Below are 25,232 nucleotides of genomic sequence, written 5' to 3'. Positions count from 1 at the left end.
CCTGACGAAGCATGTCAGCCACGGTTGTGTCGCGCTCGGCGGCGGCTGTCTTCCACGCCTTGCGCGTTGCCTTGTCGATGATGACGTTGAAGCGTACCTGTTCGCCGGTCGCGACCTCATCCACCGGCACGTCAGCACGCACCTGGTCGAGCGGCTTCGACTTCACCTTGATTCCAGTCATAGCCATTTCGCGGCCTCCAGTTCTTCGATCACGTTGTAGATTTCTTGCTTGGCTGCGGCGTCGGGCAGGTCCACCACCGACATGCCGTTGGTCAGCGCCTCGGCGAAGACGACGCGATTGCCCAGGGTGCTGGTGAGCTGGTCTATCCCGTACTCGTTCCAGTCCCCGTCGGTGATGGCCTTTGACATCTTGGTCTGGCCACTGACCCGGTTCACCAGGAACGCGGCGTCGATCGTGCCGCCGGCATCCTTGCGGGCCTGAATCAGGCGAACAGCGGCCGCGCTGGCCCACACGTCGGCTCCAGACGGCTGGATCACCAGCAGCGCCACGTGCGCGACGCGGACGATGGCGGCGGCCATGCTCTCGGCCTTAGCTGGCGAGTCGATCACGGCGATGTCTGCCGAGACGCCGGCCAGGGAGCTGGACAGCATCTGCGCGCGGTCGATCGCAATCACCGGCGGCAGGTCGGCGCCCTCAGGACTCGCCGCTCGCCAGTCGCGGGCCGTCCCCTGAGGATCAGCGTCGATGAGCACCACGCGCTTTCCCGCCCGGTGCAGCGCCGTCGCCATGTTGGTGGCGATCGTGCTCTTGCCAGTGCCGCCCTTCTCATTCAGGAGTGCGATGATCTTCATGAGGTAATGTGTATGTGCGTATATGTGCAGATGAGCACATCGCCACCATTGTATCGGCCAGCAGCAAGCGCGGCCGCCCATCAGGTCCAGCACCACGTCATTCCATCTCTTCACCATGAAGAGATGCGGCCGATGGTCAACGTGCGCGATTGCCTATCTCCGGAATTTCCGGAGATGCGCCGCTCCCCGCGTGGCCATCTTGCGGAATCCGCAAGATAAGTCGATGGCGGGCTGGAGCTTGAAAAAGCAGCAAGAAATCGCTTTATTGATTATTTAAGAGTTTTTATCATCAAGTCACATTAATTTATCATTCGAGTGCTCAAGACTGTCTGTTAGTTTCTCTGGCGAATTCATGAGGCACGCGGCTTATTCCAAATGTAGAGATTGGTGATCGCGTAATTCCACACGGCACCAATCAAAACACCTGCCACTGCCGAGGCAATCCATAAGCTGGGTGTTTGTTGGTATAGCCACGCTGCAATACCAACATTGGCAATGATGCCTACGCTGCATGCGAACAGGAAGGACACCCATCCGCTGACAACCTTCCAACCACGCAGCCGGAGATCGCGATAGGTCAGCACATTGTTAAGCATGAAATTGCTCGTCATCGCGGCAATCGTCGCCGTTGTCTGAGCGACCGAAAAAGACCATGCAAAACCGCTGAACAGCGTGACGAGCAAAGTCATGTGAATGGCAAATCCCACCGCGCCCACCAGCGAAAAAGCAATGAATCGAATGGGCACGGCGCCGCCCAAAAGACGGTCGAGCAGCATGAGAACATATTCCCACGCAACCACCGTATCCAGCTTGCTTTGCCCGGCAACGCGGTTTCGAAATCGGTAAGGCAGTTCGCGAAACCGCAACGGGGTCGGCGCGCTGGCGAACAGGTCCAGGAGAACCTTGAAGCCCACCCCGGACATGCCCGCCCGAATGCTGCGAAGTGCGGACGCGTGGCGGATCATGAAAAATCCGCTCATCGGGTCTTTCACATCGGCTTTGAGGATGACCGCGCTGAGCTGGGTGGCCCAGCGACTCAACAGGGCGCGTGATCGGTTCCAGGCACCGACGGTCCCGCCTTCGACGTAGCGGCTGCCCACGACGATGTCGAGCTGTGGATCGGCATCGAGCATCTGCAGCATCCTCGGCAACAGACGCTCGTCGTGTTGCAGGTCGCCGTCCATGACCGCCACCAAGGGCGCCGACGAGGCCAGCATGCCTTCGATGCAGGCCGACACCAGCCCGCGTCGGCCGATCCGATGGAGGCAACGCACCCGGGGATCAGACTGCGCCAACTGGCGCGCGGCGGCGGCGGTGCCATCGGGCGAGTCGTCGTCCACGATCAACAGCTCCCAAGCGACATCCCCCAGCGCGGCGGCCACGCTGTCGCGCAGCGCGATGAGGTTGTCGACTTCGTTGTAGGTCGGAACGACGATGGAGAGTTGCACCATGGGACTCACGGGCTCGCTTCTTCGACCAGCGAGGTGGCTGGCGCGGCGTCACCCCGGTAGCCGGTGCCTTTCCAGATCTCGATGCGGCGCGTGGTGCGACCGAAGGCACCCACTTCCTCCACATCCACCTGCTCCACCGTCTCGAACAGCGCGCGGATCGCATAGAGGTCGACGGCGGACTGCGCCTGGTCGGACAGAACGAGAAAGCCGGTGGCACCGCGCAGCGTTTCCTTGCGGGGGAAGTAGCCGTATTGAAGGGCTTTGCGTCCCATGACGTCCTGGGCGTAGGTTTTCTCCTGACTGGGCCGGTGGAACCACAGCAGCGAGCTGGTCTTGTAGGTCGGAGAGAAAACAAAGGCCCGGCGACCCTGCGCGCGTTCGGCAGCCACCAACTGATCGACGCGCACGCCGGCCGCCTTCCAGCCGCTCCAGATGTTCAGGTCGCCGGGCAGGGGAAGGTTGGGGATGGTCACGAGCGCCATGCCTGTCACCAGCAGCAGTGCCGAGGTGGCCAGTCCCCAGCCACGCCACCGAACGTGTTTGTGGAGCGTCGCGGTGCCAGCCATGGCCAGGACGATCAAGGCCCACCAGGCCGGCATCAGCCAGTTGATCTTGGCGTTGGTGCGAAAGCTCGAAGCGACGAACACCAGCAAGGGCACCAGTGCACTGAGGAGCAGCAGGAGTTCATGCGGCTCGATGTTTCGTCTCAGCCAGGCGCGCAGCGTGCGCCACAAAGCCGCCAGTGAGAGGACGAACAGGTAAGGCGTGATGAGCAGGAATTGCGTCACCACGAGCACGACGAAGAACCGCGGCTTCCACGCGGACATCTCGCCCACCCGCCGGGTGCTCTGGAACGCCAAGGAAGCCCAGTCGTGCTGCGCGTTCCAGATCACCACGGGCGAGAAGATCAAGGCCGCGATGGCCATGGCCATGTAGGGTTGCGGTCGCCTGAGCCAGCGTCTGAGCGATGGCACGGCCAAGACATACAGTCCGACCACCGGGAACAGCAAGACGCCCGCGTACTTGCCCAAACAGGCGATGCCAGCAAAGACACCGGCCGCGTACCACCATTTGCTGCGACCGGTCTGCGTCAGCCGCCACACCGCCCACACCGTACCGATCCATCCCAGCAACAAGGGCCCATCGGGGGTCGGGCCGAACCCGTACAGCTCGTAGAGCAACGTCAGGTTCAGGGCCAGCAGGGTCCAGAACGTGATGGACGGGTTGCGGTACATGGACGAGACCAAGCGCACCCAGAGTAGGTTCCAGCCCAGCGACCACAGCACCGCCGCACTCTTGATGCCAAAAACCGTCTGACCCAAGAGGAGAGTGGTCAAGCCAATGCCATGGCTGACCAGCGGTGGGTGGTCAAAGTAAGACCAGTCCGGAAATCGGCTCCAGGTCCAGTAGTAGGCTTCCTGAGGCGTCAGCGGCGAGGTCGCCGCCATCAAGAATCGGCAGGCGGTGGCGGCAAGGATCAGCCATGGGAGCGCGTTGTCGCTGTCGATGGATCGGGACAAGCGCAAACGCCAGAAACCCGATGAAGCTTCAGATCTCAAAGTCAAGTCTCTTCGGTTGAATCGTGTCGTCTAGCTGTCGTGCCTGCATGAGTTGGCACCCCGGCGTTTGGCATACCCAAAACGGGCTGGTGAGTCGGCGACTCGCCGTACTTCATGCTCAGCGCTGCGGGAGAACCGGTGACGATGAAGGCAGGAAGCGTTGACTTGGCTCTGCAGGCAGGCGTGTGCCTGCGTCGTGCACCTCAGCGCGGCACTTGCTCACTGGCAGCGCCGCGACATTTGGCAAAGGCGTCGCGCTCGGGCTGGTAACTCGGCGTGGCCACGTCCATCACGCCCAGCACCGTGTGATAGAGGTTGTCGTGGGTGAGCGCGGTGTCGCGGTCGGCCTTCAGGCAGGCCGTCGACAGCCCGCCGCGCGCCTGCAGGCTGGCGTCGAACCACGCCACCATCGGCACGTGTTTCTGCACCTCGGGCGCCATCTGGTAGGGCAGCCCGTGCAGGAACAGCCCGAACTCGCCGAGCGACTCGCCGTGGTCGCTCAGGTAGAGCAGCCCGGTCGCGTGGCGCGCCGACTGCGTCTTGAGCCAGTCGATGGTGCGCCCGAGGAAGCGGTCGGTGTAGGCGATGGAGTTGTCGTAGGCGTTGATCAGCTCGCCGTGGCTGCAGTCGGCCAGCACATTGGTCTTGCACTCGGGCGCGAAGCGCTTCATGTCGGCCGACGAGCGCTTGAAATAGGCCGGGCCGTGGCTGCCCATCTGGTGCATCACCAGCAGCACGCCGCGCGCGCGGCGCTCGGGCGGCAAGGCCTCGATGCGGCGTTCCAGGCCCACGAGCAGGGCGTCGTCCAGGCACTCGTCGTCGCTGCACAGCGCGGCCTTGTCGGCGGCGTCCAGGCCCACGCGGGCGTCCGCGTTGGGCACGCGGTCGCACACGCCCTTGCAGCCACCGGGCTGGTTGTCGACCCACAGCACGGCCAGTCCGGCGGCCTGCGCCACGTCCAGCAGGTTCTCGCGGTCGTCCTTGTTGCTCTCGTAGTCGGCCTTGCCCAGCGGGGAGAACATGCACGGCACCGACGCCAGCGTGTTGGTGCCGCACGAGTGGACGTTGGCCCAGCTGGCCACGCCGCGCGCGGCGAGCTCGGGCGTGGTGTCGCGCCCGTAGCCGTTGAGCGCGAAGTGGTCGGCGCGCGCGGTCTCCCCCACCACCACCACGAACAGCGGCGGCTTCGACTGCGCCGCGTAGCTGGCGCCGAGCGCCGCGCCGGCAGAGGTCGGAAGCAATCTGCGGGTGTGGGCGAACATTGGCTTCAACACCGCACGGCCGGTCGAGTAGACGGTTGCGAGCGGGTTGATCAGGTAGCGCAGTGACATGTGGTTGCGCATCAGAGGGGCGAGTTCGCGCGAGCTGACCAGCACGCTCGCCACCACCACCGCCAGCGCCGCGACACACATCGCCGCGTTGCGCCAGAGTTGGCCGAATACAGGCATCGGCAGGATGCGCACACGCCACAGCCACAAGCCTGCCGGCACCGCCACCAGCGCCACATTGATGACCAGCCGCAAGCCGAGCAGATCGCGCGTCTCGTGAAAATCGGTCTGCAGCGCGTTGGCCATCATGGTCGGGTCCATCACGACGCGGTAGGTCAGCATGTAGTGCTGTGCCACGGCGGCGACCAGCACGACGGCGAACCACACGGGCTTCATGCCGCGCGTCCAGGCGGTCAGCGCCAGCACGGCGGCGGTGCCGAAGAGCACAAGCACAGCCATGATGGCGATCGGAGTCAGGTACAGGCTCGGCGCGCCGCCAATGCGGGCCAGTTCCAGCCACAGTGGCCAGTTGGCTACCAGCAGCAGGTAGAGGCTCAAGGCCCCGACGATGAAGCGCGGCGAGCGCGGCCGGGAAAGCCAAGCGTCGACAGCACGCCAGCCGCTGGGACGGCGAACATAAAGCGTGGCGTCAGGTGCTTGGGAGGATGCGAGAGGTGCTGCAGCGAGTACAGGCGTCGATAAGGAAGTATTCACCCTCAAATCGTGCAAAACAGGACTGAGAGTTGCCTGAACGACCAACTCAGGGTTCGTTCAGCTTGCTGGTTTCGGGCTCCATGTGTGTCACGCCATGGACACAGCAAGCCATGGTATTGATCGCTCAGGCTGCGGTGCAGCCCTCTCACCCGCTTAATACTTTTGGCACTGGCAGCTCTCAAAGTTGCCATGTCCGTGAACGCGCCTATTGATGCCGTCTGAAGACGGATGGATTTTCATCTTCCAAGCGCTCGTCTTACTTCGTAAAGACCTGCCGAATTTTTGCAAAAGCTACGTTGTTGATTATGTGGTTTATCAACTGACGCCATCGCGCTAGATCGCCTTTTCGAGCAGTCCGCATGCTTCACTCGCAGGGCTAGCATGGCGATGGTGGAAGGCATCGTAGTCAACGGTGCGTGATCGGTGGCGCGATGCGGCGTAGTGACTTCGCCGGTAGTGCTCCTGGATCCACCAGCTTGGATCGGCTAATCCTGCACCGCCCTCTCGAAACCGGCCGAGAAGGCTGCTGCAAGACCAGCGCGGTCCAGCAGCCTGCATGCAGCTTCAAGACAGCCACCAGCTGAGCACCATTGCGGTCACGCCTGCCCACAGCAGCACAACGAACACCGCGCCCAGTCGACTGGAGGGCTTCGCTCCCTTCGTTCTCATCCAATCGTCGGCCTTGAGGCGGCATTCCGAGAGCACTGGCGGTGGCAGCAGCCGGATGGCGAGCCAAATCAGGGCCGGCAACAGCAGGACGTCGTCGACGTACCCCAGGACTGGGATGAAGTCAGGGATCAGGTCGATCGGACTCAGCGCGTAGGCCACGACGAATACGCCAAGCGCCTTGGCGTGCCAGGGTGTGTGAGGGTGCCGAGCCGCGAACCAAAGCGTGACGCCGTCGCGCTTGACGCGCCGCGCCCAGCCTCGGAGTCTGTCGGTGATGCGCATTGTCGCGAGCATGCTACCGCCTAGACCACTTTCTACTAATGTCACCGCGGAAAGAGTCAGGACCTCAAATGTCGGGCAACAGAGCTTGGTGGCCTGCCCACTTTGGAACTGACTACACCGACAACGTTAGCGGCTTTTCGTTTTGGCTTTGGTCCTCGTTTTGGATCTTCAAAAACAGTTGTTGATAGTGGGTGCAAGCCGGATCGTGGGCAGCGACAGCTGTCCACAGAAGGCGCAGCTCCTTCTACAGGGGTCTTAGATACAGGTGAGATACAGGATCTATATAGGGGCGCGACCGTTTATGCGCGACTACGCGACCGTTTATGCGTGGACAACCCCTATAGACGCGACCGTTCATGCGTGGACAAGTCCAGCAATCCACAGCTCTCTGTGGGCAACTTTTCAGGGGAGGGTGCGCGACCGTTTATGCGTGGTCAGGGCGCTGACCGCCGGCCGATGTGGGTCGCCGACGGCTTGACGATCAGGCCATCCTCGGCGGCCTCGAACTGCGCCCCCGCATAGACGGTTGCCACCTTGCGCAGCTCGACCAGGAAGGAAGCTTTGAAGTCCCGGATTCGGGCGTAATCGGACCCGAACTGCATGGCCAGCACCGCCCAGGGGATCGTGCTGGGCTTTTTGGAGTAGCTGGCGCGGTAGGTCAGCCAGCAGTAGATGTCGAGCGACAAGGGCGACCGCTTCAGTGCCTGGATGGCCCGCATATCGACCGGGATAGGGTGCTCGATGATCTCCCTGAAGAACGGCTCGGTCAGAGTCACAGACGAGCGCCACAGGGCGGCTTGGTCGGGCCCCTTGGCATCCCACCACAGCAGCGACTTGTCGGTCAGCCGGTAGCCCATCTCTGCCCGCTTCCCGGTGTCGACGTAGGTTGCCGAGACGGTCGATGCGAACAGCCTGGCCGTCTGGTCCTTCAACCGCGTGATGCTCCCCCAGCGGCCGCCGGTAGGCAGCATGTCCAGCTGGCGCATGAACCCGCTCAGGCTCTCCCCCAGCTCGAGCTCGCGGCTCTGTGTCTTGACGGCCTCCGTGGTCAGCCAGGCCAGGAGCAGACGCGGCACGGTGCCGTATGGGAGGCCGATTTTTGACGGCGCCATCAAGGAGAGGGTGAAGGCGCCGTTCCTGCGCTCGAACTCGTTGCCGGCGACTTTCCGGTGGGGGAGTGTCGCTTGCACCATGGCGCGGGCCATGAAGCCCAGGGCGCCGGCGCCGCGCGCTTCCTCTTCCTCAATGGCCAGAGTTTGAGTGATCAGCCGGTCCACGGCATCGGGCTTCGGGTTCCTTGCCATGCATGGGCTTTCGGCTTTTGGTCCAGCCGTGAGTTTGGCAGAGACTGGGGCTCAGTCTTCGGGTTGGGCCAGCGCGATCTCGCCGCGCTCGGTACCGACGTTCACCAGCACATTGCGATGGCCGCAGCCCATACACAGGAAGTAACAGCCGTCTTTGTCGATCTCAGGGGTAACGGCCTTGAACATCATCCCAAGTCCGCAGGCTTTGCAAGTCCACATGGTGCTCTCCTGAGGATATGCGCATAGTCATATATATGTATGTAAACGTTTAAAGTGATGGTGAGCAGGGCCGAGAAAACTTCGTCTACTTTTGCCTTCTTCTCGATGCCATTTGTTTCATAATGTTATCGCGCTCAAATATGAGCGCCTTAACAGGAGACAACTACATGAAGAGAACACTGGCGATCGCGCTCGGATTGACCTTGGCTGTCGCTTTGACGACGCCCTCGTTCGCAAAGGGTGGTGGCGGTGGGCGTACCAGCTACAGCGGAAGCTCTCACAGCAGCAGCCATGGCGGCACTTACAAGGGCAGTTCTGGTGGTAGTAGCCATAAGGGCGGCACTTATTCAGCCCCCAATGGCGGTAGCCAGTACGGCACGCACAAATAGCTTGCACTGGCAGCACAGCCCACCTCGGAGATCAAAATGAAATTGATTGCTGCCGGTCTCGTTGCCCTATTTGCATGCGCAGGGGTTCTTGCCCATTCAGGAGGGACTGACAAGAATGGCTGCCACCATGATCGCAGCAATGGGTCATACCATTGCCACTGACAGGCAGTTACCTACAAGGCCCGCTTCGCGCGGGCTTTTTTGTCCCCGTCGGAACAGCTTTGGTCCGTTCATCCTCCTAAATAGCTTGCGTGCTGGCTGCTCCTATGCCTTGGCCCCGTCAACCAACGGTTTGGTAACCACGGCTGAACACTTAGCTCTGCTGCCTCACGGGGCGCAGTACGGGCTTTAAGTCCTAGCAGGCTACGCTCCCAAAATGTCCAGCCTGGGCAAGAAAGGCGGTGACAAGTTTTTCCGTTCGCAACCCCGGCGCCTGAGTGGATGCCATAGCCTGAACGCGCCCGCGTGGGCACGCCCGCGCCCAAGTGCCGGGAACTGAGGCCGTCGCCCATCCGGTCTTCCGCCGTGGCGATCGGTGCCGTCGCCCCAGAAACTGGCGGCATGCCAAAGCACGCGAATCAGCAGGCCATCGACGCCCCCACGCCGCCTGGGGGCGGCAGCGTTATGCGGAAAAGAGCGACCGGGAAGGCGCAGAAACGCGCGCGGTGCTGGACTGATAAGGACGAAGCATTCATCGAGCTCCACTCCGGGTCGATGACAGACGCGGAGATGGCAGCCGCCCTTGGCCGATCCATAGAAGCCATCCGCCATCGGCGCCTGGGCATCCTGGGACTTCGAAAAGCACCAGCTCGAGAAAACTGGAGTGCGGAGAGCCGCGCCATGCTCGAAGCGCTTTACGGCGAAGTCGACACCTCGTTCTTGGCCGCCATGCTTTGCTGCTCCGTTCCCAGGATGAGGCAATACGCCTGGCGCATGGGCTTGCAGGCCGCTGGTTTCTGGTCGCGCGAAGAAGACGAGATCTTGCGAAATCACTTCCCCCATACCCCGATCGCTCAGTTCGCCGAGCTGTTCCCGGGGCGCAGTCTTCAGGCCATCTATGGGCGGGCTCACACGTTGGCCCTTTCCCGTGAACCGTCGTACATGCTGCACAGCCCGAAGCGCCGATGGTCTTGCGCCTACCCGCCCGAACTGAAATCGCTCATCAGTCTTCTCCACCAAGTCGAAAGGAAACTGCACCATGTCCAAGCGCAACATCGAAAGCATGAGGGGCCACCTATTCAAGGTGCTTGAAGCCCTGGATGACGACACGAAGCCGCTCGACATCGCGAGACAGCGAGCCGTGTGCGAAACCGCCCAGACGCTGATCAACTCCCTGAAGGTCGAAGTCGAATTGCACGCGATGCTGCGTGGCTCCATCGACGTGCCGTTCATCGAGAGCCAGAGCAGCGAGCGCCCTAGCAGCGCAGACCGGGCATTCACACCAGAGGAGCGGAACCAGGGCGTGCTCGCGGGCGGTCCGGGTGCGAACCACCCATGGCGCACCGCACCGGTGAGCCGGCTCCGTACCTGATAACTGCAGGAGTATATGAGTAGATACATATATGATCATCTACGCATTGATCTTATTGCCGGGCTCAGGTTGGCTTTCTCGGCAGGTGACCGACGCGTACAAGGTGCAGCCGGCCGACTCGGCTGACTTCTCACCAGCGGCGATTTACGAAAATCCAAAAAACCGCTGAAGAGCGCGCTGGCGAAGCTTCGGGATCAACGCTTCGCCGCGTACGCTGGCCTGGCTCAAGACCATGTAGCAAGCAGATGCGCGCACTCGAAATTCAGCCGTACTCATTTCCTTGAACGACTTCGACAAGATATCGAAGCCGCCCCTGAAGGCATTGATGTTCGAGTAAACGTAAACGACGTCTTCTACCAATTCGGTTCCCAACAACCCGATTCGGCCTACCGAGGCCGTGTAGTAGACGTCGGCCGGTTTATCCATCGGCCTGAGGAACAGTTGTTCATGTCCCGACGGCAAGGCGCCCCACTCTTTCAACGTCGTCAGCAGTATGGGAAGCGCCTCTTTGTAGGAGCTCAACTCCCCAGCAAGGCCGGCAGCCAGAGCAGACCCGTCCTGGAAGCGCTTGTACTTCTCGGCGACGAATTGGGTCAGGAATGCCACCACCAAGGTGACCGTGCCGGCAATGAGTCCCGTGGTGATGCTGTCTGACATTTCTGCTCCGGTTGTTGGATGCGGAAGTATGGTTTCAAGCGAATGATGGCCCGGCCAGCGCATCCAGCTTCCTTGCCCTGACCGCCACACGCTGCCGCTGGCAGGACCATCCTACCGCTGTGTTCATATGTGCAGATATGTATATGTGGAGTCGCTACAATGGCCCCGACGGGGCCTCTATAGAAAAACACGCGCGCCCGCGTCACCCCGGGGGCTGCTTGATCCCCATGGCCTCGTCTGGCACCACGTCACCATCAGGAAAGCCATCACGGATCGCCCAGGCGAATCGCATACGGAATGCCGTCAGGTCCTCGTAGGCAGCGGAGTACTCCTTGGCCTGTTCGTGCAGCGTGCGTGCCCCAACCCCGACGGCGTGATCGAAAATGTCTTGACGCTTGTCGGGGTTGTTGATGTTGGTCGTCATGAACAGACGCTGGCCCACTGGACGACACGCGTCGAAAATCGTGATGCCGTGCGAAGCGATGTTGCGTTTGTCTCCGAGGGCCTTCAGTCCTGAGGCGATTTCCTTCCAGCGCTTGATCCATGCGTCTGGTGCACCCGACTTTTTGACGGCTGCAGTGCACATGTCGAGACGTGTACGAAACCCCTGAGGCACATGAAAGGCTGCGACCGCCCCAGCATGGCGCGCTCCGCCGAGGGCATGCTCGAAGAGTTCGACCAAGCCCGACTCAATGAACTGCCACTCGGCCAAAGCTCGACCCAGTGCTGCCGCATATGCGGCACTTTCTTCGGCTGTGGGTGTTGAGGGGCCCGTCGGTGACCGGCCGATATTGGACGACGTCATGTAGATGCAGCGGATCTTCCACGCGGGCTGGTCCAAGTTCGCCTCCAGGGGTTGAAAGGAATGGATGATCGCAGGCTGGCTTTCGACTCTTCACCGCTTTGCCAGCTTCAGCCCGGTGAGAACTGCATCCAGCCGCTTCTCGTCGAACTGCACCCCCTTCGTGCTCGGCTTCCATGCGCCGCTAGGCTCCTGCACCCACACGCGGATGTCGACTACCTCGCGTCCCTGGTACTGGTCCCTGGTCACGCGGATCTCAGCAAGCCGCGACTTCTTGATGCGGGCGATGACCTCACACACGTTTGCCTCCCGGGTACTTGGGTTTTGGCAGCCCCGTGATGCCGGCGATGTCGCCGAGCAGCTTGTCGACGCTCTCCACCATCCGGATAGAGCCTTGGGCAGCGCGCAGGTGCTGGCCCCGCCCCTTTCCCTCGCGTGACTGCTTGACGGCGCGGTCGATGCGTGGCGTGTCAGCCATCGCCCCGATCTCATCCGCGATGGCTTGGCGGATTTCCTTTAGGCGTTCAATCTGGTCTGGTCGCATCATGGTCCTCACTTCTTCGATTCTGGGCTGGGCGTGCCTGTCAACATGCCGCGCACTGTGTCAGGCGCGCTGGTGGGCTCGATGCGGTCCTGCGCCATGCCCAGGGCGTAGCCAGCCGGCCGCGCGACGAGCGTCGCAGGGATGCCGGTGGTCATCGAGATCAGCGTAGCCAGGTCGCGCACGAGCTTCCGGCCGTTGACCTCGCCGTCGGCGGCGACCGCCTTGTAGACCTGCGTCGGCACGCCGATCGCGGACTCCAGCATGGAGATCGCCGGCGAGACGCTGATGCGGTCGTCGTAGGGCTTGTCGTTGAGCGAGTTCAGGCCGGCGGTCATCACCTGGCCCAGGCCGGGCACCATCGCGAACACGCCCTTCACCGGCGCCCTCACGCCCACGGCCATCAGCCAGTCGTCCCAGATCTCGCCATCCTGGTCGTCGTCCTCCGGCCCGCCCTTGAACCCAAGGGCGATCAGCTCGGCGGCCATAGCCGGCACGAGGAAGCCGAGCGTGAAGATGTAGAGCCCCTTGCCGGCGCGCTTGCGCATGCCGAGCTCCTGCATCATGTTCGCAAACTCGGTGCCCAGCAGGTTCGCCTGCATGTTGAAGTAGCCGGCGAACTGCGTGAACATTCGAACGAACGTGTTGCCGGTCTCCATGCGCGACACGTCCTCGGGCAGCGTCGAGCCCTGGGTCTCGCGCACCGCCGAGTCGGCCAGCCGGCGCGCGTCGGTGGTGCTGCGGCCCTCCTCCAGTGCTTGGTTGTAGGCACCGGTCCAGATGATCGGGCCCATGACGTTGTCGACGGCGGCCTGCAGGAAGTACCCGTGCTTCGCGACCCACTGCTGGGTCTTCTCGTACAGGTTCGGGTTCAGCAGGATCTCGTCGATGGCGTCGGTCATCACCTGCACCTCGTTGTCCATGCGGGTGGCCATGTACTGCGACGCCTCGGCCACGACGCGGGCGGTCTGGCGCGGTGCCATGAGGTAGGTGACCAGCCCGTGGCCCAGGTGCCGGGGCTTGACCTTGAGCAGCGCCAGGCTGAAGCCGGTGATCTGCTGGGCGGCGTTCGAGATGTTGCCGAACATCGCGGCCAGGCCGGCGCGCTGGCGCATCTTGGAGAAGGTGCGCAGCAGGCCGTTGTCGCCGGGGATGCGCGTCTCCACCACCTGTCGCGCGGCGCGGTTGAGCCAGGGCGTGAGCAACCCGTCGTAGGCCGTCGGGTCGACGCGGTGCAACAGATCCGACACCTCCCGGCTGCCGAGCACCTTGCGCACGTCACGCACCGGGCGTTCCATGTGCGAGAACAGCAGCACCTTGTCGATGTGGCCACCCAGCGTGCGCAGGTCCAGCAGCAGCGGCTTGTTGTTCTCCACGCGCGACTTCGTGAAGCCCTTCTGCGTCGATGGGAAGGCATAGGCCATCGTCTGCTGCTCATCCTCGTGCAGCGCGCGCGTCGCGGCGTCCTTCACCACCTCGGCATCCATCATGGCCGGCACGTAGCCGCCGCGGTAGGTGCCGAACTCGTTGGTGAAGCTGTCCGCCGTCACCTCGTCGAAGTAGTTACCGAAGACGTCGCGGTGCGTGCGCTGCGCCAGCGCCTTGGTGCCTTCCAACAGGTCCCACACGCCCTGGGCGAAGTTGAACTCCTTCTTGCCCAGCACGCCCTCGGCGATCATGCGGCGCACGAACGCGTCCCACCGCCCGGTGTCGAGCTCTCCCGTCACCTCGTTCTGCGTCGCCCAGCCCCGGCCCAGCAGCAGCTTGCGCAGGTTGCTCGCGTTGCCGGTGTGCAGGATGGCGTGCAGGATCTCCGCCTTGCCGCTGCCCCCGCGCGAGTAGCCGAAGACGTAGCCCAGCTCCGGCGCCTCGATGCGGGCCTTGCCCAGGTTCAGGCCTTCGAGCAGTTCCTTGTACCGGCGGATGTAGATCGCCTTGTCGGCGCGGTAGGCGTCGGCCGCCTCCTTGATCGGCTGCCAGATGTACTGGCGGAACGGCCCGATGCCGGTGGTGCCGTCTCGCGCCTGCACCCAGGCCTCGACCCGGCGCAGCGCGGCGCGCGCGGTCTGCAGCTTCGTCAGGCGTCGCTCGCTCTCGGTGACGGCGCGGCCCTCACCCGGCGCGATGGCGGGAATGCCGCGGGCGGTCAGCGTCTGCACCAGTTCGAGCTTCACCTTCTCGATGTCGAGCATCTCGCCGTCGATCTCGACCTCGCGCGCGCGGCGCGCTTGGTGCCACAGGCCCTGGATCTCGTCGGCCAGCGCGCGGAACTCGTCGACGCTCATCTCCTTCGCCGGCTTCGCGGTGGCGGTCAGCGCCTCGATCTTGTCGCCCAGCACGGCGTGCATGCCGGGGTCGTCGGCCGCCAGGGTCTGCAGGTACTTCGCCGCGGGCTCGCCCTTGGCGCCGATGCCGAACTCGGCCAGGATGGCGCGCGCGGCTTGCACGGTGCCGGCGTCGCGGCTCTTGGCCACCATCGCGATCGGTTGGGCCAGCACCTTCTTGAAGAATGCGTCGGCCTTGGCGATCTCGGCCTGGGCGTCGTAGGCAGCGCGCGTGGCGAAGTTGTTCACCAGCTGGTTGCGCTTGTGCATCGCCGCCTCGGCCACGTTGCCGAGCGACTGCTGGGCGAGCTTCGCGCTGCGCGCCTCTGCTGCGGCATAGACGTTGGGCCGCAGGTCCTTCAGCTTCACGCGGCCGACCGCCTCGCGGGCGAAGTTGCGCGCGGCCTGGGCCATCACGTCGACAGTACCGCCGCCGTACAAGCTGTCGCCGCTCTCGCGCCGCGTGGTGGCTTTCTCGAGCGCCTTCAGTTCCGTCGCGATCACCCGGGCGCGCAGCTGGCTGTGGACGGCCTCGTCGGCGGCCCGGTCGAGTTCGGCCTTGCTGCCGATGTCGCCATGGCGCTCAAGCATGCGCTGGTCGGTCAGCGCGTCGATCGCTTCCGCCGGCGGCTGCGCGGCGGCCAGCGCCTGCACCAGCTGATCGCCGGAAGCGAACCCGAACGATTCGGCCAGCACGTCGGCATCGAAGCCGGTCGCGTTGGTCATGCGTCGGGCGGACAGTACGCGCCACACGGCGTTCTCGCCCTCGCCATACCGGTGCTTCAGGTCGTCCGTTTTCAGCTTGCCGCGCAGAGCGTCGGGATCGACCAGCGACTCGGTCGGCTGCTCGCCGGCATAGTCGTGCTGGATGGAGAACCGGTCCACGCCACGCGCCTGGTCGGCGAACAGCTCTTCGAACACCGACAGGTCGGCCTTGCCCTCTTCGTCCGGCATCAGGTAGCCCACCTCGATGAGGCGCTCGGCCATCGCATCGATTGACAGCCCCTCCTGGCGCAGCAGCGGCATGCCGAAGACGCCACTGTCGAGCTTGTCCTGCTTGCCCCACTGGCTCTCGACCACCGCTTTGTTCAAGCCGCCGAGCTTCGAGATGGCGGTGAACAGGTTGTCGCGTGCCGGGTCCAGCGTGCGCGCGCTGGTCTTCTTCATCACTGCGGAGACCTCCGGGCTGACCTTGCCCGTCAGGAACTGCCAGGCGCGATAGACCGGCTCGGCCATCACCTCGCTGCGCACTTCGATCATGGTCTCGCTGCGCAGCGCGGCCACTTCCTTCTGCCGAGCCTTGAGCGCTCTGTCGCGCGCGGTGCGCAACCACTTCAAGTCCTTCAGCAGGCGCGTGTCGAGTTCCCGGCCGGCTTCGTCCGTGGCGCGCTGGCCGAGCGCTTGGTACGCGGCGTACTCCTCCGGGGTCATGCCGGCCTGGTCGGGCGTGGAGAACAGCGGCCCCATGTTGCGCGCGTCCTGCGCCTCCTGGATGGCCTGGTCGGTGGCGAGCATGCGGTCGAACACCGCGCGCACGTCGTCGTCGAGCTCCACGTCCAGGCCCTTCAGCGTGCGATAGACCTGCGTGAGCCACGCGCGGAAGCGCTGGAAGATCTCCTGCAGCGCCTGGTTGGGCGCCTTGCCCTCCATGGCGTAGCGTTCGAAGGACCGGGCGAAGGTCTCGTGGTGCTCGCGCTTCTGTTCCAGCGGGGTCGACATCCAGGTCGTGAGAGAGGACTGGTCGGGCGTGCCGGTGACGCCGAAGCTGGCCAGCACCGTCTCCATGTCGGCCACGATCTGGCGCTCGCCGTCGGTCACGGTGTCGCCGTCGAGGATCTTGCCCTGGATGCGCGCGGCGAGGTCGGCCTGCACCTCAAGGAAGAAGTGGCCGGACTCGTGCAGGAAGGAGCTCAGGTCAGCGCCCTGGAGCAGCGCGATCACGCTGGGCGTGGCCGTGATGTCCTCCCCGAAGGACAGTGAGGCGCGCGGGCCGCTCCTGGACTTCCCTGACGGTGCGGGCGAAGCCAGAGCCGTGGAACCGGACGGCGAATCGATCTGCACCCGATTGCTGGCGTCGGTGCCGGTGGCCAGCGCCATGGTGCCCCAGCGCTGCCCGGTGGCGTCGGCCATCATGCCGGCGCTGACAGAGACGATCGGGACAGGCTTCCCGTCCGCGTACAGCGTCACCGCCTGCCCGGCGCTCAACGCCGCTGCCACCTCGGACACCACCATCTCCGAGAAGGCATTCAGGTCGCGCGCCCCGCGAGCGTCAGCGGGCATGCGCTGGAAGTCGGCGGCGGTGATCGTGCGCCCGGCCGGAGCGGATTGATCCAGGCGCTGCCGGCCGGTGCCTTCCTGCGCGGTCACCCCCAGGCGATACCGCAGCATCAGCTCCTGTGGCGTCAGGCCGGCGCGCCGGGCTTGCGCCGCATAGAAGTTGCCGAGCATGGTCGCGTACGCGGTGTTCACCGCCGGTGCGTGCCGGCCAACGCTGTCGAGCTGAGCCTGGAACTGGTCGCGCACCTGGTCGACCTCTGCCTGGTAGGCGGCGCGGCCGTCCTGACGGCCCAGCTCGGCCTGTACCTCCTGCTGGATGGCGGCGCCTTTCTCGCTGAGGTACTGCGCCGCCTCGGCGCGCGTCATGGCGCCCTCGGACTCGCGCAGGTGGTCGACCAGCGGCGCGGTGACCTCCGCCGGCGCGGCCAGCAGCTCGGCGACCGAGATGCGCAGGTCCGCGCCCGGCACGAAGTTCTCGGGCGTCATCTGCGCGGCCACGCTCGGCGCCAGGGCCTGCAGCTCGGCCACCGTCATGCCGGACTGGTTCAACGTGTTCGCCAGCGTCTGCGGGTCGATGAAGAACTCGGTGGGCAACTCGCCGCCGTCAGCGACCTGGTCGACGAACTCGCGGAACGCTGCGGGGTCGCGCGCGCGCAGCTTGCTCGCCTCAGCCACCTTCAGCGCCTCCTCGACGCGCACCGCGGCGGCGCCGGCGGCGCGGGCCTCCTGCATGCGCTCGACCACACGGCGCCCGGCGATGCCGCCGACCTCTGCCGGTGCGGTGAAGGCTTCGCCGACGATCTCCGCCAGGATGCTGCCCGGCTGGATGTCCTGGCCGGCGGCGATCTGGCCACCCGCCTCACCGATGCCGCCGAGGGCGCCTTGGGCCGGCACCTGGATGGCGGCGTTGGTCAGCTCGCGCGCGACCGGCCGGGTGGCCAGGCGCGCGGCCATCACCTGCGGCAGCACCACCTTGCTCGCCAGCCCACCGCTCGCGCCGTCGACTGAGCCGACCACCGACGCATGAGCGAAGGCCTGGGCCGCCACCTCGCGCATCAACGGCCCGTTCTGCGTCGCGGCGGCCAGCGCGGTGGGGTCGGCCACGTCGACGCCGGACTTCGTCAGCGCCTCGACAATGCTGGAGCCGAAGTCAGTGGCGAAGGAGCCTGCGCCCATCACCGCGGCGGCAGCACCCGGGCCGGCGGCGATGCCGGCGGGGATGGCCGCCAGCAACCCGGGCGCGCTGCTGATCAGGCTCTCCGGGCCGATGCTGGCGATGAACTGCACCGGCGCCGTCAGGAAGGCGCTGAACGCCGCGCCGAAGGTCTTGGCGTCGAGGACGTCGCCCACCACGCCCGGCTGCGGGATGGCCTGGCGCTCCTTCTGCGTGTCGGCCACCGTGGCGATGTTGCCGGCCAGCGGCGTCGAGATGCTGGCGCGCATCCGCGTGCGCTGCTCGGGCGACATGTAGGCCACGCCCATCGGGTCGTCGGCGGCGCGGATGCTGGCAGGCTTCTCGCCACCGTCGATGCGCGCGGCGACGGCGTCGAACTGCTCGAGCTGGCCGGCGTTGGCACGCAGCGCGGTCGCGGCGAGCCCCTGCTGCAGGCCAGGCACGCCGCGGCGGAACGAGTTGGCCAGCGTCTCGATGAGCGACATGCTCTCGACGTCGTCGTGCGCGACACGTGCGTTCTCGGGCTGCGTCAGGAACTGCCGGGTGACTGGCTTGTCTGCGATCATGCGGGCGTATGCGTCGAGCTTGGTGGAGTGCTCGACCTCTGGCAGGTTGCGCTCGATCGCCGCGGCAGGCAGCCCCGTCTCGGCGGCGAGCGACCGGGCCCGTGCCACCTGGTCGGGGTTGGCGCTCATCGACGACGCGAGGGAGCCCCGGACAGCGGTCTGCTGATCGGCCTCGATTGAGCTCAGCGCGAACGGGTTGTTGCTGGCCGCCTGAGGAGCGGTCTCGATCAGGTCGAGCGAATATGGATTGGTCATCAGCGAAGTCCATGCTTGAGGTTGAAGCGGCCCACGATCTGGGCGTCGGTAGGCGTCTTCACGCCTTCGGCTGCGAGGGCGGCCTTGATCAGCCGCTTGTCTTCGTCGGTCGGCACGGGCTTGGCGGTCAGGCCGTCGGCCGTCCCCACCGTCTCGTAGACGCGCTTGCCGCGGCTGAACCAGCCGGCGCCGGCGTCGGTCGTGAGCAGGTTGCGATCGATCACCTTCTGCCGTTCCTCGTAGGTCAGGGGCTTGCCCTTCTCCTTCTGCGCGACGGAGAGCTCGGTCATGACGACGGTGTCGAACTTGCCCTTGCGCTCTTTGTCGGAGGGCCCGAGCTTGAGCAGGTCGTGCGCGTTGCCCAGTTGCGCGTCGAGCGTGGCGACTTCGTGCGTCGTGGTCGGGTTGATCGTCTTGAGCTGCAGATCGATCAGCTGCTCGCGCTGCGCCGGCGCGATGGTGGCGAAGTACCCGCGCAGGTCGGTCTTGGCAAACTTCGCCGGATCGGTGACGGCGAGGGCGCGCAGGTTGGCGTAGGCATCCCAGTCCGTCTGCACGGGGACGCCCGCAGCCACCTTGCCGGCGAAGGTCATGACGTCGTCGAACTTTGCCGCCGGGATGCCATTGCGGAGCGAGGCCGGCATGCGTGCGAACGCCCCTTCATTCTTCACCAGCCAGTCGAGGGCGCCGACCAGCTTCTGCTCGTCCACCTGCTTCTGCGCCGTCAGGCCTTCTTGATACCGACGTGTCGTTTCCTCGATTGCCTGCTTTCGCAGCTCGGGGCGATCAGCTGGGATGCGTGCGCGCACCTGATCGTGAAGCGCCTGAAGCGTGGGGAGCGGCGCCGCGCCGGCACCGCCGTCGTACTGCGCCGTGATCTTCTGAACGTAGGCCTGCGTCTCCGCCGGCGCGATGGTGAGCCAGTCGGCACCCTTGGCCTTGATGGCCTTGTCGACGTTGCCCTCGCCCCAGTTGTAGGCCGCCAGTGCCTTGGGCACGTCGCCCGCGTAGCGCTTGAGCATGGCGGGCAACTTCTCCCGGCCGACCCGTGCGATCTCGTCGGCCTGCTGCTCCGGCGTGCCCGACAGGTCGGCCGGCTTGATGCCGTAGCCGGGGTCGCGGGCCGTCGACGGCATCACCTGCATCTCGCCCTGGGCACGCTCGCCCGAGCGGGTTATCGGTCCCTGTAGCAGCTTCCCGTCTGGCCCGTTGCGCCTGCCGCCGGACTCGGCCTGGCGCACCAGGTTTTCGAGCCGACCCGAGTCGGGCGGGGCCAGCGCGGGCGCGACCGCGCTGCGGTAGATCTCGTCGGCGATGACCTGCGAGTCGCGGGACACCGCTGATTTCTTCACTGCGCCCTGCATGCGCAGCAGGTCGTCGGCCTGCATGCTGCCGGCGTTGTCGGTCAGGTACTTCTCGGCGTCGGTCGCCTTGCCCTGCTCGAGGAGCGCGCTGATGGCGAGCACGCCGGCCTTGCTGGCGACCTTGCGCGTGGCTTCGCCGATCTCCTCTTCGGACTTGCCCAAGCTGCGCATGTAACCGACCGTGCGGGTTTGCGCGATCGAGGTCTCCGCCTTCGCCGTCTGATAGTCGCCGGCGCCCACCAGCATGGCCGACCGGTTCAGGCTCGAATCGATCTCGGCGTTGAACTGTCCTTCGTTGTAGACCTGGCGCTGCTGCAGCGCGTGACGATCGGCGAAGGCGCCCACCTGCTCACGGCGTGCACCGGCGATTTCCCGGAATACCTGCCGCTGCCGTTGAGATGCAAGGCCATCGGCAATTTTGTTGGCAGCCGCGTCGAAGTCCAGCGGCAGCTTCCTTGGTAGGTCGAATGCGTCCGCACCCTTTTTGGCGATGGCGCCGCCCTCTGGGTCGAAAACGTTTGCGCGCTCCCAGTCGTCGAGCTGGCGGCGGGCTGCGAAGATTGAGTTTGCGTCGGCGTCGCGCTCGGCCTGGGCCAGCACAGGCTCGGCGATGCCGACGACAGTCCTGCCGAACCGTGCCGTGGCCTCGCCCACCTGCATGTCGGGCTGGGCCATCGGCGTGACGTCTTGACCCTGGGGGGTGCGCATCCTGAACGCGCCGGGACCCAGTCCTGGAATTTTTGCCATAGGTCTCTCCTCAGTGCGTGATGGCACCGGCCGGCGCGGCGTCCTGCAAGTGCAGGGCTTCGAGCGCGGCACGCGCGGCGCCGTAGGCGGTGGTGATCGTCTCGGCAACGGTGCACCCCGAGCGCAGTAGGTACGCAAAGCCCAGCGAGCCGTCGGGCCAGGCCAGGAGCAGGCGCGTGCTGGGAGCAACGTAGGTGGCCTCCAGCAGAGCGTCTTCGAGCCGGGGGTCGGTCAGCACGGACGGGGTCTCGTGGATCGCGGTGGCGGTCGCGAGCGCCTGGTTGGCGTCGAGTCGGTCGGCCAGCGGGCGCAGGCGCACCGTGAACAGTGCTTCAGGCAGGTTCGCGCTCATGCGGCACCTGCCGTTTTCAAGTTCGCCACGATGAAAGCGTCGAGGTCGCGCTTTCGATAGCGGACCACGCCATGCATCTTGATGTAGGCCGGACCCTGGCCGAGCGAGCGCCAGCCCGCCAGCGTAGACGGGCTGATGTCGAGGTATGCGCCGGCCGCGTCGGTCTGCAGCAGTTCACCGATCGGCGCGCTTGGGGTGGAAGTGTCGGAGTGATGGTTCACGGTTTTCCTTTCAGGTCTGGGTGAGCTTTTCCGGGGCTTGTGAGGACGCGGCGGCCATCACGCGCTCGCCTTTGCCCGCACCATGCGGACGCCGCGCAGGATCTCGCGCTGAATGCGGCTCGGGGCTCGTTCGCCCCATTCCTTGAGTGCGTCGGCCCAGTCCGTGCCCTCGATGTCGGTCGGGTAGGCCATGCCGCAGCCGATGGCGTCGGCCACTTTCTGAGCGGCGAGGAGTCCAGGGTTGAAGCCGCGCGCGGCAAGCGTGCCGTGATCGTTGTCGGCGCACACGACGACGGCACCGCGCAGCTGCAGGCTCTCGGCCACGGGCACCAGGTTGCCGCTGTCGAACGCGACAATCACGCGGGCCTGCGGCACGGCCTGGAAGACCGCCAGGCCCGTCGCCAACCCTTCGACTAGGCACGTGATGGACGCCCGATCGCGCGCGAGTTCGAAGCTCGTGCCCTTGGTCGGCGCGCCGGCCCAGAATTTCTTCTCGCCGTCGGCGCTGATGGTCTGGACGCTCAGCAGCGAGCCCTTGCGCATCGGGATGAGCAGCTTGCCGTCACGCTCGCGCAGGCCGCGCAGCCCCAGGATCGACAGGCCCTTGCGTTGGATGTACGGGTGCAGCCCGGCGGGCTGGGCGCCGTCCCAATACAGGCGCGCGGCATGGACGGCGGCAACACGCCGGCGCTGCTCACGCTCGCGGTTCTCGCGGATGCGGCGCTGTGTCTCGATGCTGGGGGCGATGGAGGCATGCTCGTCCCGCCATTCGCACCAGTCGTCGTGCAACGCGTAGTTTTTGAAGAACCCACGGGTGCCGCACGGCCACAGCACGAAGCAGCCGTTGCGCTTGCGCGGCTTGTCGGTCGTCGGGCAGCGATACCAACGGCCATCGGGGAACACGTCGCGCGGTTCGAGGCCATTGGCCATCAGCACGTCACGGAAGTTCATGCTCATGCCCGTGCTCCCTGCGGATGGTTCCGGCGTGCGTTGCGGATCTGGATGCTCTTGATCTTCTTGAGCACCTCAGGGCTCGGCACGGCGGGCTCGGTGCGCTCGAAGTATTGGCCCTGGGGAAAGTCGCCGACGATCTCGTGATAGATCCACAGCGCATAGCCTCGGCCGCCGTCCTTTTTGACGCTGGGGCGCACCTTGTCGCGCTCTCGTGCGAACCCACACACCTGGGGCCACAGCGCAGTGGTGATCGCGTTCGGCGTGCCGGCGGCGAGCAGTTCCCGAAGCGTGCCGGGCACGTGCTCCAGCGCCTGGCGGCGGGGGTATTCGTGCCCACAGCCAGGGCAAAACGGCTGAGCCTTATGGATGTGCCTGCACGCCGGGCACGTCACCATCATGTCCTCGGCCTTCTTCTCGGCCTTGGGCTTGTCGCGCTTCACGCCCATGTCCAGCTCCGACACGCCATGCTCGAAGACATGGTTCCACTCGTCCCAGAACCGGGCGCAGTTGCCCGAATGGTCGAGGATCAGGCAGTCGGTTTTGTCGGGGTGGATGCGCAAGCCCCGGCCGAAGAACTGGATGTGCTCGGCCAGCGACTTGCGCAGCGGCCGCGCCATGATCACGCACCCGATATCGCTGACGTCGAAGCCTTTGCTCGCAGCCGTGACGGTGATCAGCCCGCGAATCGCGCTGTCGGGACGGCGAAACTCGGTCACCGTCTCGTCGCGGTCTTCGTCCAGGTCCTTGTAGGTGTAGGTCGCCACGTTTACGCCGGCGGCGAGGAACTGCCGCTGCAGCTCCATGACGTGCGCGGTGTCGACCGCCGAGCAGATGAACTTGCGGCCGTCGCCATGCCGCAGGTACTCGGCCACCACATCACCCACCACCTGCAGCGCGCGCTTCCCGGTCTCTTCGGACTCGAACTCGCCGGCGACGACCTTCACGCCCTCCATATCCGGCTCGGTGCACGCAAAAATGCGGTACTTCGACAGGAAGCCGTCCTTGATCAGCTGGTTCGTCGTCGTGACGTTGACGACGTGGTCGTAGAGCTTGCCGAGTCCCTTCGTGAAGGGCGTCGCAGTCAGGCCCAGCGCGCGCGAGGTGCGCGGGCCAAGCCGGGCGACCACAACCTTGCTCATGGCGTGGGCCTCGTCGACGATGATCAGATCGGCTTCGGGCCACTGCCGGCGCGCGAGAGTCTGGACCGAGCACACCTGCGTCGGGATGCTGGGGCGGTAGCGCGGATGGTCGGCCTGGACGACGCCGTGATCAATGCCGTGCATGTCGAAGGCAGCACTCGTCTGGTGGATCAGCGACTTGCGGTCGACCACGAAGGCAGAGCGCTTTCCCTTGACCCGGTTCATGTCGGCCAGGCACGCCGCGATCTCGGTCTTGCCGGAGCCCGTGGGCGCGCAGATCAGGATGTTCCTCGCCCCTGCCCTGGCGGCCGCGCGCATGCTGCGGATGGCATCCTTCTGGTACTCGCGCAGCCGGTCGTCCCAGTAGGGCGTGAACTCGGCAGTGCTGGTCATGCGACCGCCTTCGCGGCGCGAGCCACCGCTTCGACCGCCGGTGCGATCTTGTCCTGATCGAACTCGCCGACGGCCTTGCCGCAGCGCTCCAGCTGGCGGGCGAGGAACTTGATCTGCCGGTCGCGGCTGTTGATGGTGGCCAAGTGCTCATCGCTGCGGCGCTGGGCCAGCGCATAGAGGTCCTGATAGCGCAGCGCCTCGGCGGCCTTGTCGTCGGTGGCCAGCAGCTTGCGCAGTTTCGCGATCTCTTCGTTCATCGCCTCCAGCTCGTCGAACGGGTCGAAGCCGTCGTCGCCGTCTGGGGCTGGCGCAGAGGGCGCGGCAGCCGCTTGCGGCGCGGGTGGGCTTGGGCGGCTCGGGACGGCGCTGGGCGCCTGGGCAGGCACGCGCCCGCCGATGTTCAAGGTCCTCATGACGGCTTCGGTGCCGTGCCTGGTGGTGTAGGTGCGCGCGGCTGCGCTCTCATCTCTCACTTGGGAATTCCCAAGTGAGGTCGCACGACGTGCTGCGACGGTCTTGTGATCGACGCTGCAGGCCTTGGCGATCGCGCTGTCACTCCAGGCGGCCCATTCGGCATCGGCCAAGAGCGTCTCGACGGCCTTGCGCTTGTCGGCGTTGCTGCGCTTCAGGCCGTGGGTCGCATTGGCCTTCAGGCTGTACAGCACGGCGTCGCGCTGCGTGCCGGGGATCACCTCTTCATAGATCTGCTCGAGCCCCGCCGACTTGGCGCCGAAGTACCGGTGGAAGCCGTCGGCGAGCCATCGATCGGTGCCGTCGTAGAAGACGATGATCGGCGGGAAGGATGCGCCGGCGCGGTAGGCCTCTGCGTACTCGGCGACCGTCTCTTGATTCAGCTCGACGCGGGACTGCGTGCCGCCATCGATGCGGATGCGGTTGAGGTTCAGCATGACAGCGCCCCTTGTGGCTCGAAGCGCTCACAGCGCTGGAGCATTGTTCGGATGGGGGAGAGATAGACGGCGGCACCCTGGATCCATCCCTGGCGCGCGGCGAAGCAGCCCCCATCACGCTGGAGGTGGGCGCACTCGATGCACATGCGGCGGTCGTCGAAGTCGGTGTCACGGCGGCGCAGGACTTCGGCCAGGCCGACGGCGCCTTGCTCGGCGATGCCACGGCGCTGGAAGAGCTGGACGCGGCCGGCCTGGCGCACCATGGAGGGGTCGGCGCTGACGCTCGTGCTGGACGGCGATGCAAGGGGCACGGTACGATCGGGGCTCACGAAGTGTTTGCTTGAGCCCTCGGCACCGTT

24 protein-coding genes are annotated in these 25,232 nt (G+C 65.3%); 4 read left to right on the top strand and 20 right to left on the bottom strand.

Features of this window, described 5'->3' with window-relative positions; genetic code table 11:
• The 8 genes from AC1MLT_RS23855 to AC1MLT_RS23820 form a co-directional block, all read right to left on the bottom strand.
• Window positions 1-187 (bottom strand): hypothetical protein (locus AC1MLT_RS23855; protein WP_481037027.1); only part of this gene is annotated, 187 nt, incomplete at its 3' end.
• Window positions 178-813, bottom strand: a complete 636-nt coding sequence (gene parA / locus AC1MLT_RS23850; protein WP_481037026.1) for a ParA family partition ATPase — start codon at window positions 811-813, stop codon at window positions 178-180. The genes AC1MLT_RS23855 and parA, both read right to left, overlap by 10 nt.
• A 350-nt stretch (window positions 814-1,163) precedes the next feature.
• On the bottom strand, window positions 1,164-2,264 hold the full coding sequence (locus AC1MLT_RS23845; protein ID WP_481037025.1) for a glycosyltransferase family 2 protein: 1,101 nt from the start codon (window positions 2,262-2,264) through the stop codon (window positions 1,164-1,166).
• Window positions 2,265-2,269: 5 nt separating this feature from the next.
• Window positions 2,270-3,784: an ArnT family glycosyltransferase gene (locus AC1MLT_RS23840; RefSeq protein WP_481037024.1), complete on the bottom strand. Its 1,515-nt coding sequence runs from the start codon at window positions 3,782-3,784 to the stop codon at window positions 2,270-2,272.
• Window positions 3,785-4,026: 242 nt separating this feature from the next.
• Window positions 4,027-5,820 carry a phosphoethanolamine transferase gene (locus AC1MLT_RS23835; RefSeq protein WP_481037023.1) on the bottom strand — a complete coding sequence of 598 codons (1,794 nt, stop codon included), beginning with the start codon at window positions 5,818-5,820 and terminating at the stop codon, window positions 4,027-4,029.
• 549 nt (window positions 5,821-6,369) lie between these two features.
• Window positions 6,370-6,756 carry a YkvA family protein gene (locus AC1MLT_RS23830; RefSeq protein WP_481037021.1) on the bottom strand — a complete coding sequence of 129 codons (387 nt, stop codon included), beginning with the start codon at window positions 6,754-6,756 and terminating at the stop codon, window positions 6,370-6,372.
• Between the two features lie 434 nt (window positions 6,757-7,190).
• A complete protein-coding gene (locus AC1MLT_RS23825) occupies window positions 7,191-8,060 on the bottom strand; it encodes a replication protein RepA (protein ID WP_481037019.1) in 870 nt (289 codons plus the stop codon).
• 51 nt (window positions 8,061-8,111) lie between these two features.
• Window positions 8,112-8,279 (bottom strand): hypothetical protein, encoded by a 168-nt coding sequence (locus AC1MLT_RS23820; protein WP_481037018.1) that lies wholly within the window; start codon window positions 8,277-8,279, stop codon window positions 8,112-8,114.
• Between the two features lie 167 nt (window positions 8,280-8,446).
• On the opposite strand from AC1MLT_RS23820, the gene AC1MLT_RS23815 reads away from it, so the two are divergent.
• The 4 genes from AC1MLT_RS23815 (at window position 8,447) to AC1MLT_RS23800 (ending at window position 10,199) form a co-directional block, all read left to right on the top strand.
• On the top strand, window positions 8,447-8,668 hold the full coding sequence (locus tag AC1MLT_RS23815) for a hypothetical protein (protein ID WP_481037016.1): 222 nt from the start codon (window positions 8,447-8,449) through the stop codon (window positions 8,666-8,668).
• 36 nt (window positions 8,669-8,704) lie between these two features.
• A complete protein-coding gene (locus AC1MLT_RS23810) occupies window positions 8,705-8,830 on the top strand; it encodes a YHYH domain-containing protein (protein WP_481037015.1) in 126 nt (41 codons plus the stop codon).
• 399 nt (window positions 8,831-9,229) lie between these two features.
• Complete coding sequence (locus AC1MLT_RS23805; RefSeq protein ID WP_481037014.1) at window positions 9,230-9,919, top strand: hypothetical protein; 690 nt, start codon at window positions 9,230-9,232, stop codon at window positions 9,917-9,919.
• Window positions 9,867-10,199: a hypothetical protein gene (locus AC1MLT_RS23800; RefSeq protein WP_481037013.1), complete on the top strand. Its 333-nt coding sequence runs from the start codon at window positions 9,867-9,869 to the stop codon at window positions 10,197-10,199. Before AC1MLT_RS23805 ends, AC1MLT_RS23800 begins: the two co-directional genes overlap by 53 nt.
• Window positions 10,200-10,343: 144 nt before the next feature.
• Here the strand turns inward: AC1MLT_RS23800 and AC1MLT_RS23795 are convergent, their stop codons facing one another.
• The 12 genes from AC1MLT_RS23795 to AC1MLT_RS23740 all read right to left on the bottom strand — a co-directional run bounded on the left by AC1MLT_RS23795 (window position 10,344) and on the right by AC1MLT_RS23740 (window position 25,184).
• Complete coding sequence (locus tag AC1MLT_RS23795) at window positions 10,344-10,856, bottom strand: hypothetical protein (protein ID WP_481037012.1); 513 nt, start codon at window positions 10,854-10,856, stop codon at window positions 10,344-10,346.
• 202 nt (window positions 10,857-11,058) lie between these two features.
• Complete coding sequence (locus AC1MLT_RS23790; RefSeq protein ID WP_481037010.1) at window positions 11,059-11,697, bottom strand: hypothetical protein; 639 nt, start codon at window positions 11,695-11,697, stop codon at window positions 11,059-11,061.
• Window positions 11,698-11,751: 54 nt separating this feature from the next.
• Window positions 11,752-11,958 carry a PC4/YdbC family ssDNA-binding protein gene (locus AC1MLT_RS23785; protein ID WP_481037009.1) on the bottom strand — a complete coding sequence of 69 codons (207 nt, stop codon included), beginning with the start codon at window positions 11,956-11,958 and terminating at the stop codon, window positions 11,752-11,754.
• Window positions 11,951-12,205, bottom strand: a complete 255-nt coding sequence (locus AC1MLT_RS23780; protein WP_481037008.1) for a hypothetical protein — start codon at window positions 12,203-12,205, stop codon at window positions 11,951-11,953. Before AC1MLT_RS23780 ends, AC1MLT_RS23785 begins: the two co-directional genes overlap by 8 nt.
• Window positions 12,206-12,210: 5 nt before the next feature.
• On the bottom strand, window positions 12,211-18,795 hold the full coding sequence (locus AC1MLT_RS23775; protein ID WP_481037007.1) for a hypothetical protein: 6,585 nt from the start codon (window positions 18,793-18,795) through the stop codon (window positions 12,211-12,213).
• Window positions 18,795-20,834, bottom strand: coding sequence for a transglycosylase SLT domain-containing protein (locus tag AC1MLT_RS23770; protein WP_481037006.1), 2,040 nt, complete (start codon window positions 20,832-20,834; stop codon window positions 18,795-18,797). The genes AC1MLT_RS23775 and AC1MLT_RS23770 overlap by 1 nt, the downstream gene beginning before the upstream one ends.
• Window positions 20,835-20,916: 82 nt before the next feature.
• Entirely contained in the window at window positions 20,917-21,258 is a 342-nt protein-coding gene (locus AC1MLT_RS23765; protein ID WP_481037005.1) for a hypothetical protein, read from the bottom strand.
• Complete coding sequence (locus AC1MLT_RS23760) at window positions 21,255-21,479, bottom strand: helix-turn-helix domain-containing protein (RefSeq protein WP_481037004.1); 225 nt, start codon at window positions 21,477-21,479, stop codon at window positions 21,255-21,257. Before AC1MLT_RS23760 ends, AC1MLT_RS23765 begins: the two co-directional genes overlap by 4 nt.
• 57 nt (window positions 21,480-21,536) lie before the next feature.
• Window positions 21,537-22,436 carry a toprim domain-containing protein gene (locus AC1MLT_RS23755; RefSeq protein WP_481037002.1) on the bottom strand — a complete coding sequence of 300 codons (900 nt, stop codon included), beginning with the start codon at window positions 22,434-22,436 and terminating at the stop codon, window positions 21,537-21,539.
• A complete protein-coding gene (locus AC1MLT_RS23750) occupies window positions 22,433-23,965 on the bottom strand; it encodes a DEAD/DEAH box helicase (RefSeq protein WP_481037000.1) in 1,533 nt (510 codons plus the stop codon). Before AC1MLT_RS23750 ends, AC1MLT_RS23755 begins: the two co-directional genes overlap by 4 nt.
• Complete coding sequence (locus AC1MLT_RS23745; RefSeq protein WP_481036998.1) at window positions 23,962-24,873, bottom strand: ParB/RepB/Spo0J family partition protein; 912 nt, start codon at window positions 24,871-24,873, stop codon at window positions 23,962-23,964. Before AC1MLT_RS23745 ends, AC1MLT_RS23750 begins: the two co-directional genes overlap by 4 nt.
• On the bottom strand, window positions 24,867-25,184 hold the full coding sequence (locus AC1MLT_RS23740) for a hypothetical protein (protein ID WP_481036997.1): 318 nt from the start codon (window positions 25,182-25,184) through the stop codon (window positions 24,867-24,869). Before AC1MLT_RS23740 ends, AC1MLT_RS23745 begins: the two co-directional genes overlap by 7 nt.
• Window positions 25,185-25,232 lie beyond the last annotated feature (48 nt).

This window comes from Variovorax sp. PEI5 (assembly GCF_056679935.1).
The sequence above is the reverse complement of the archived record's forward strand: the minus strand, read 5'-3'. Positions and strand labels throughout refer to the sequence as shown.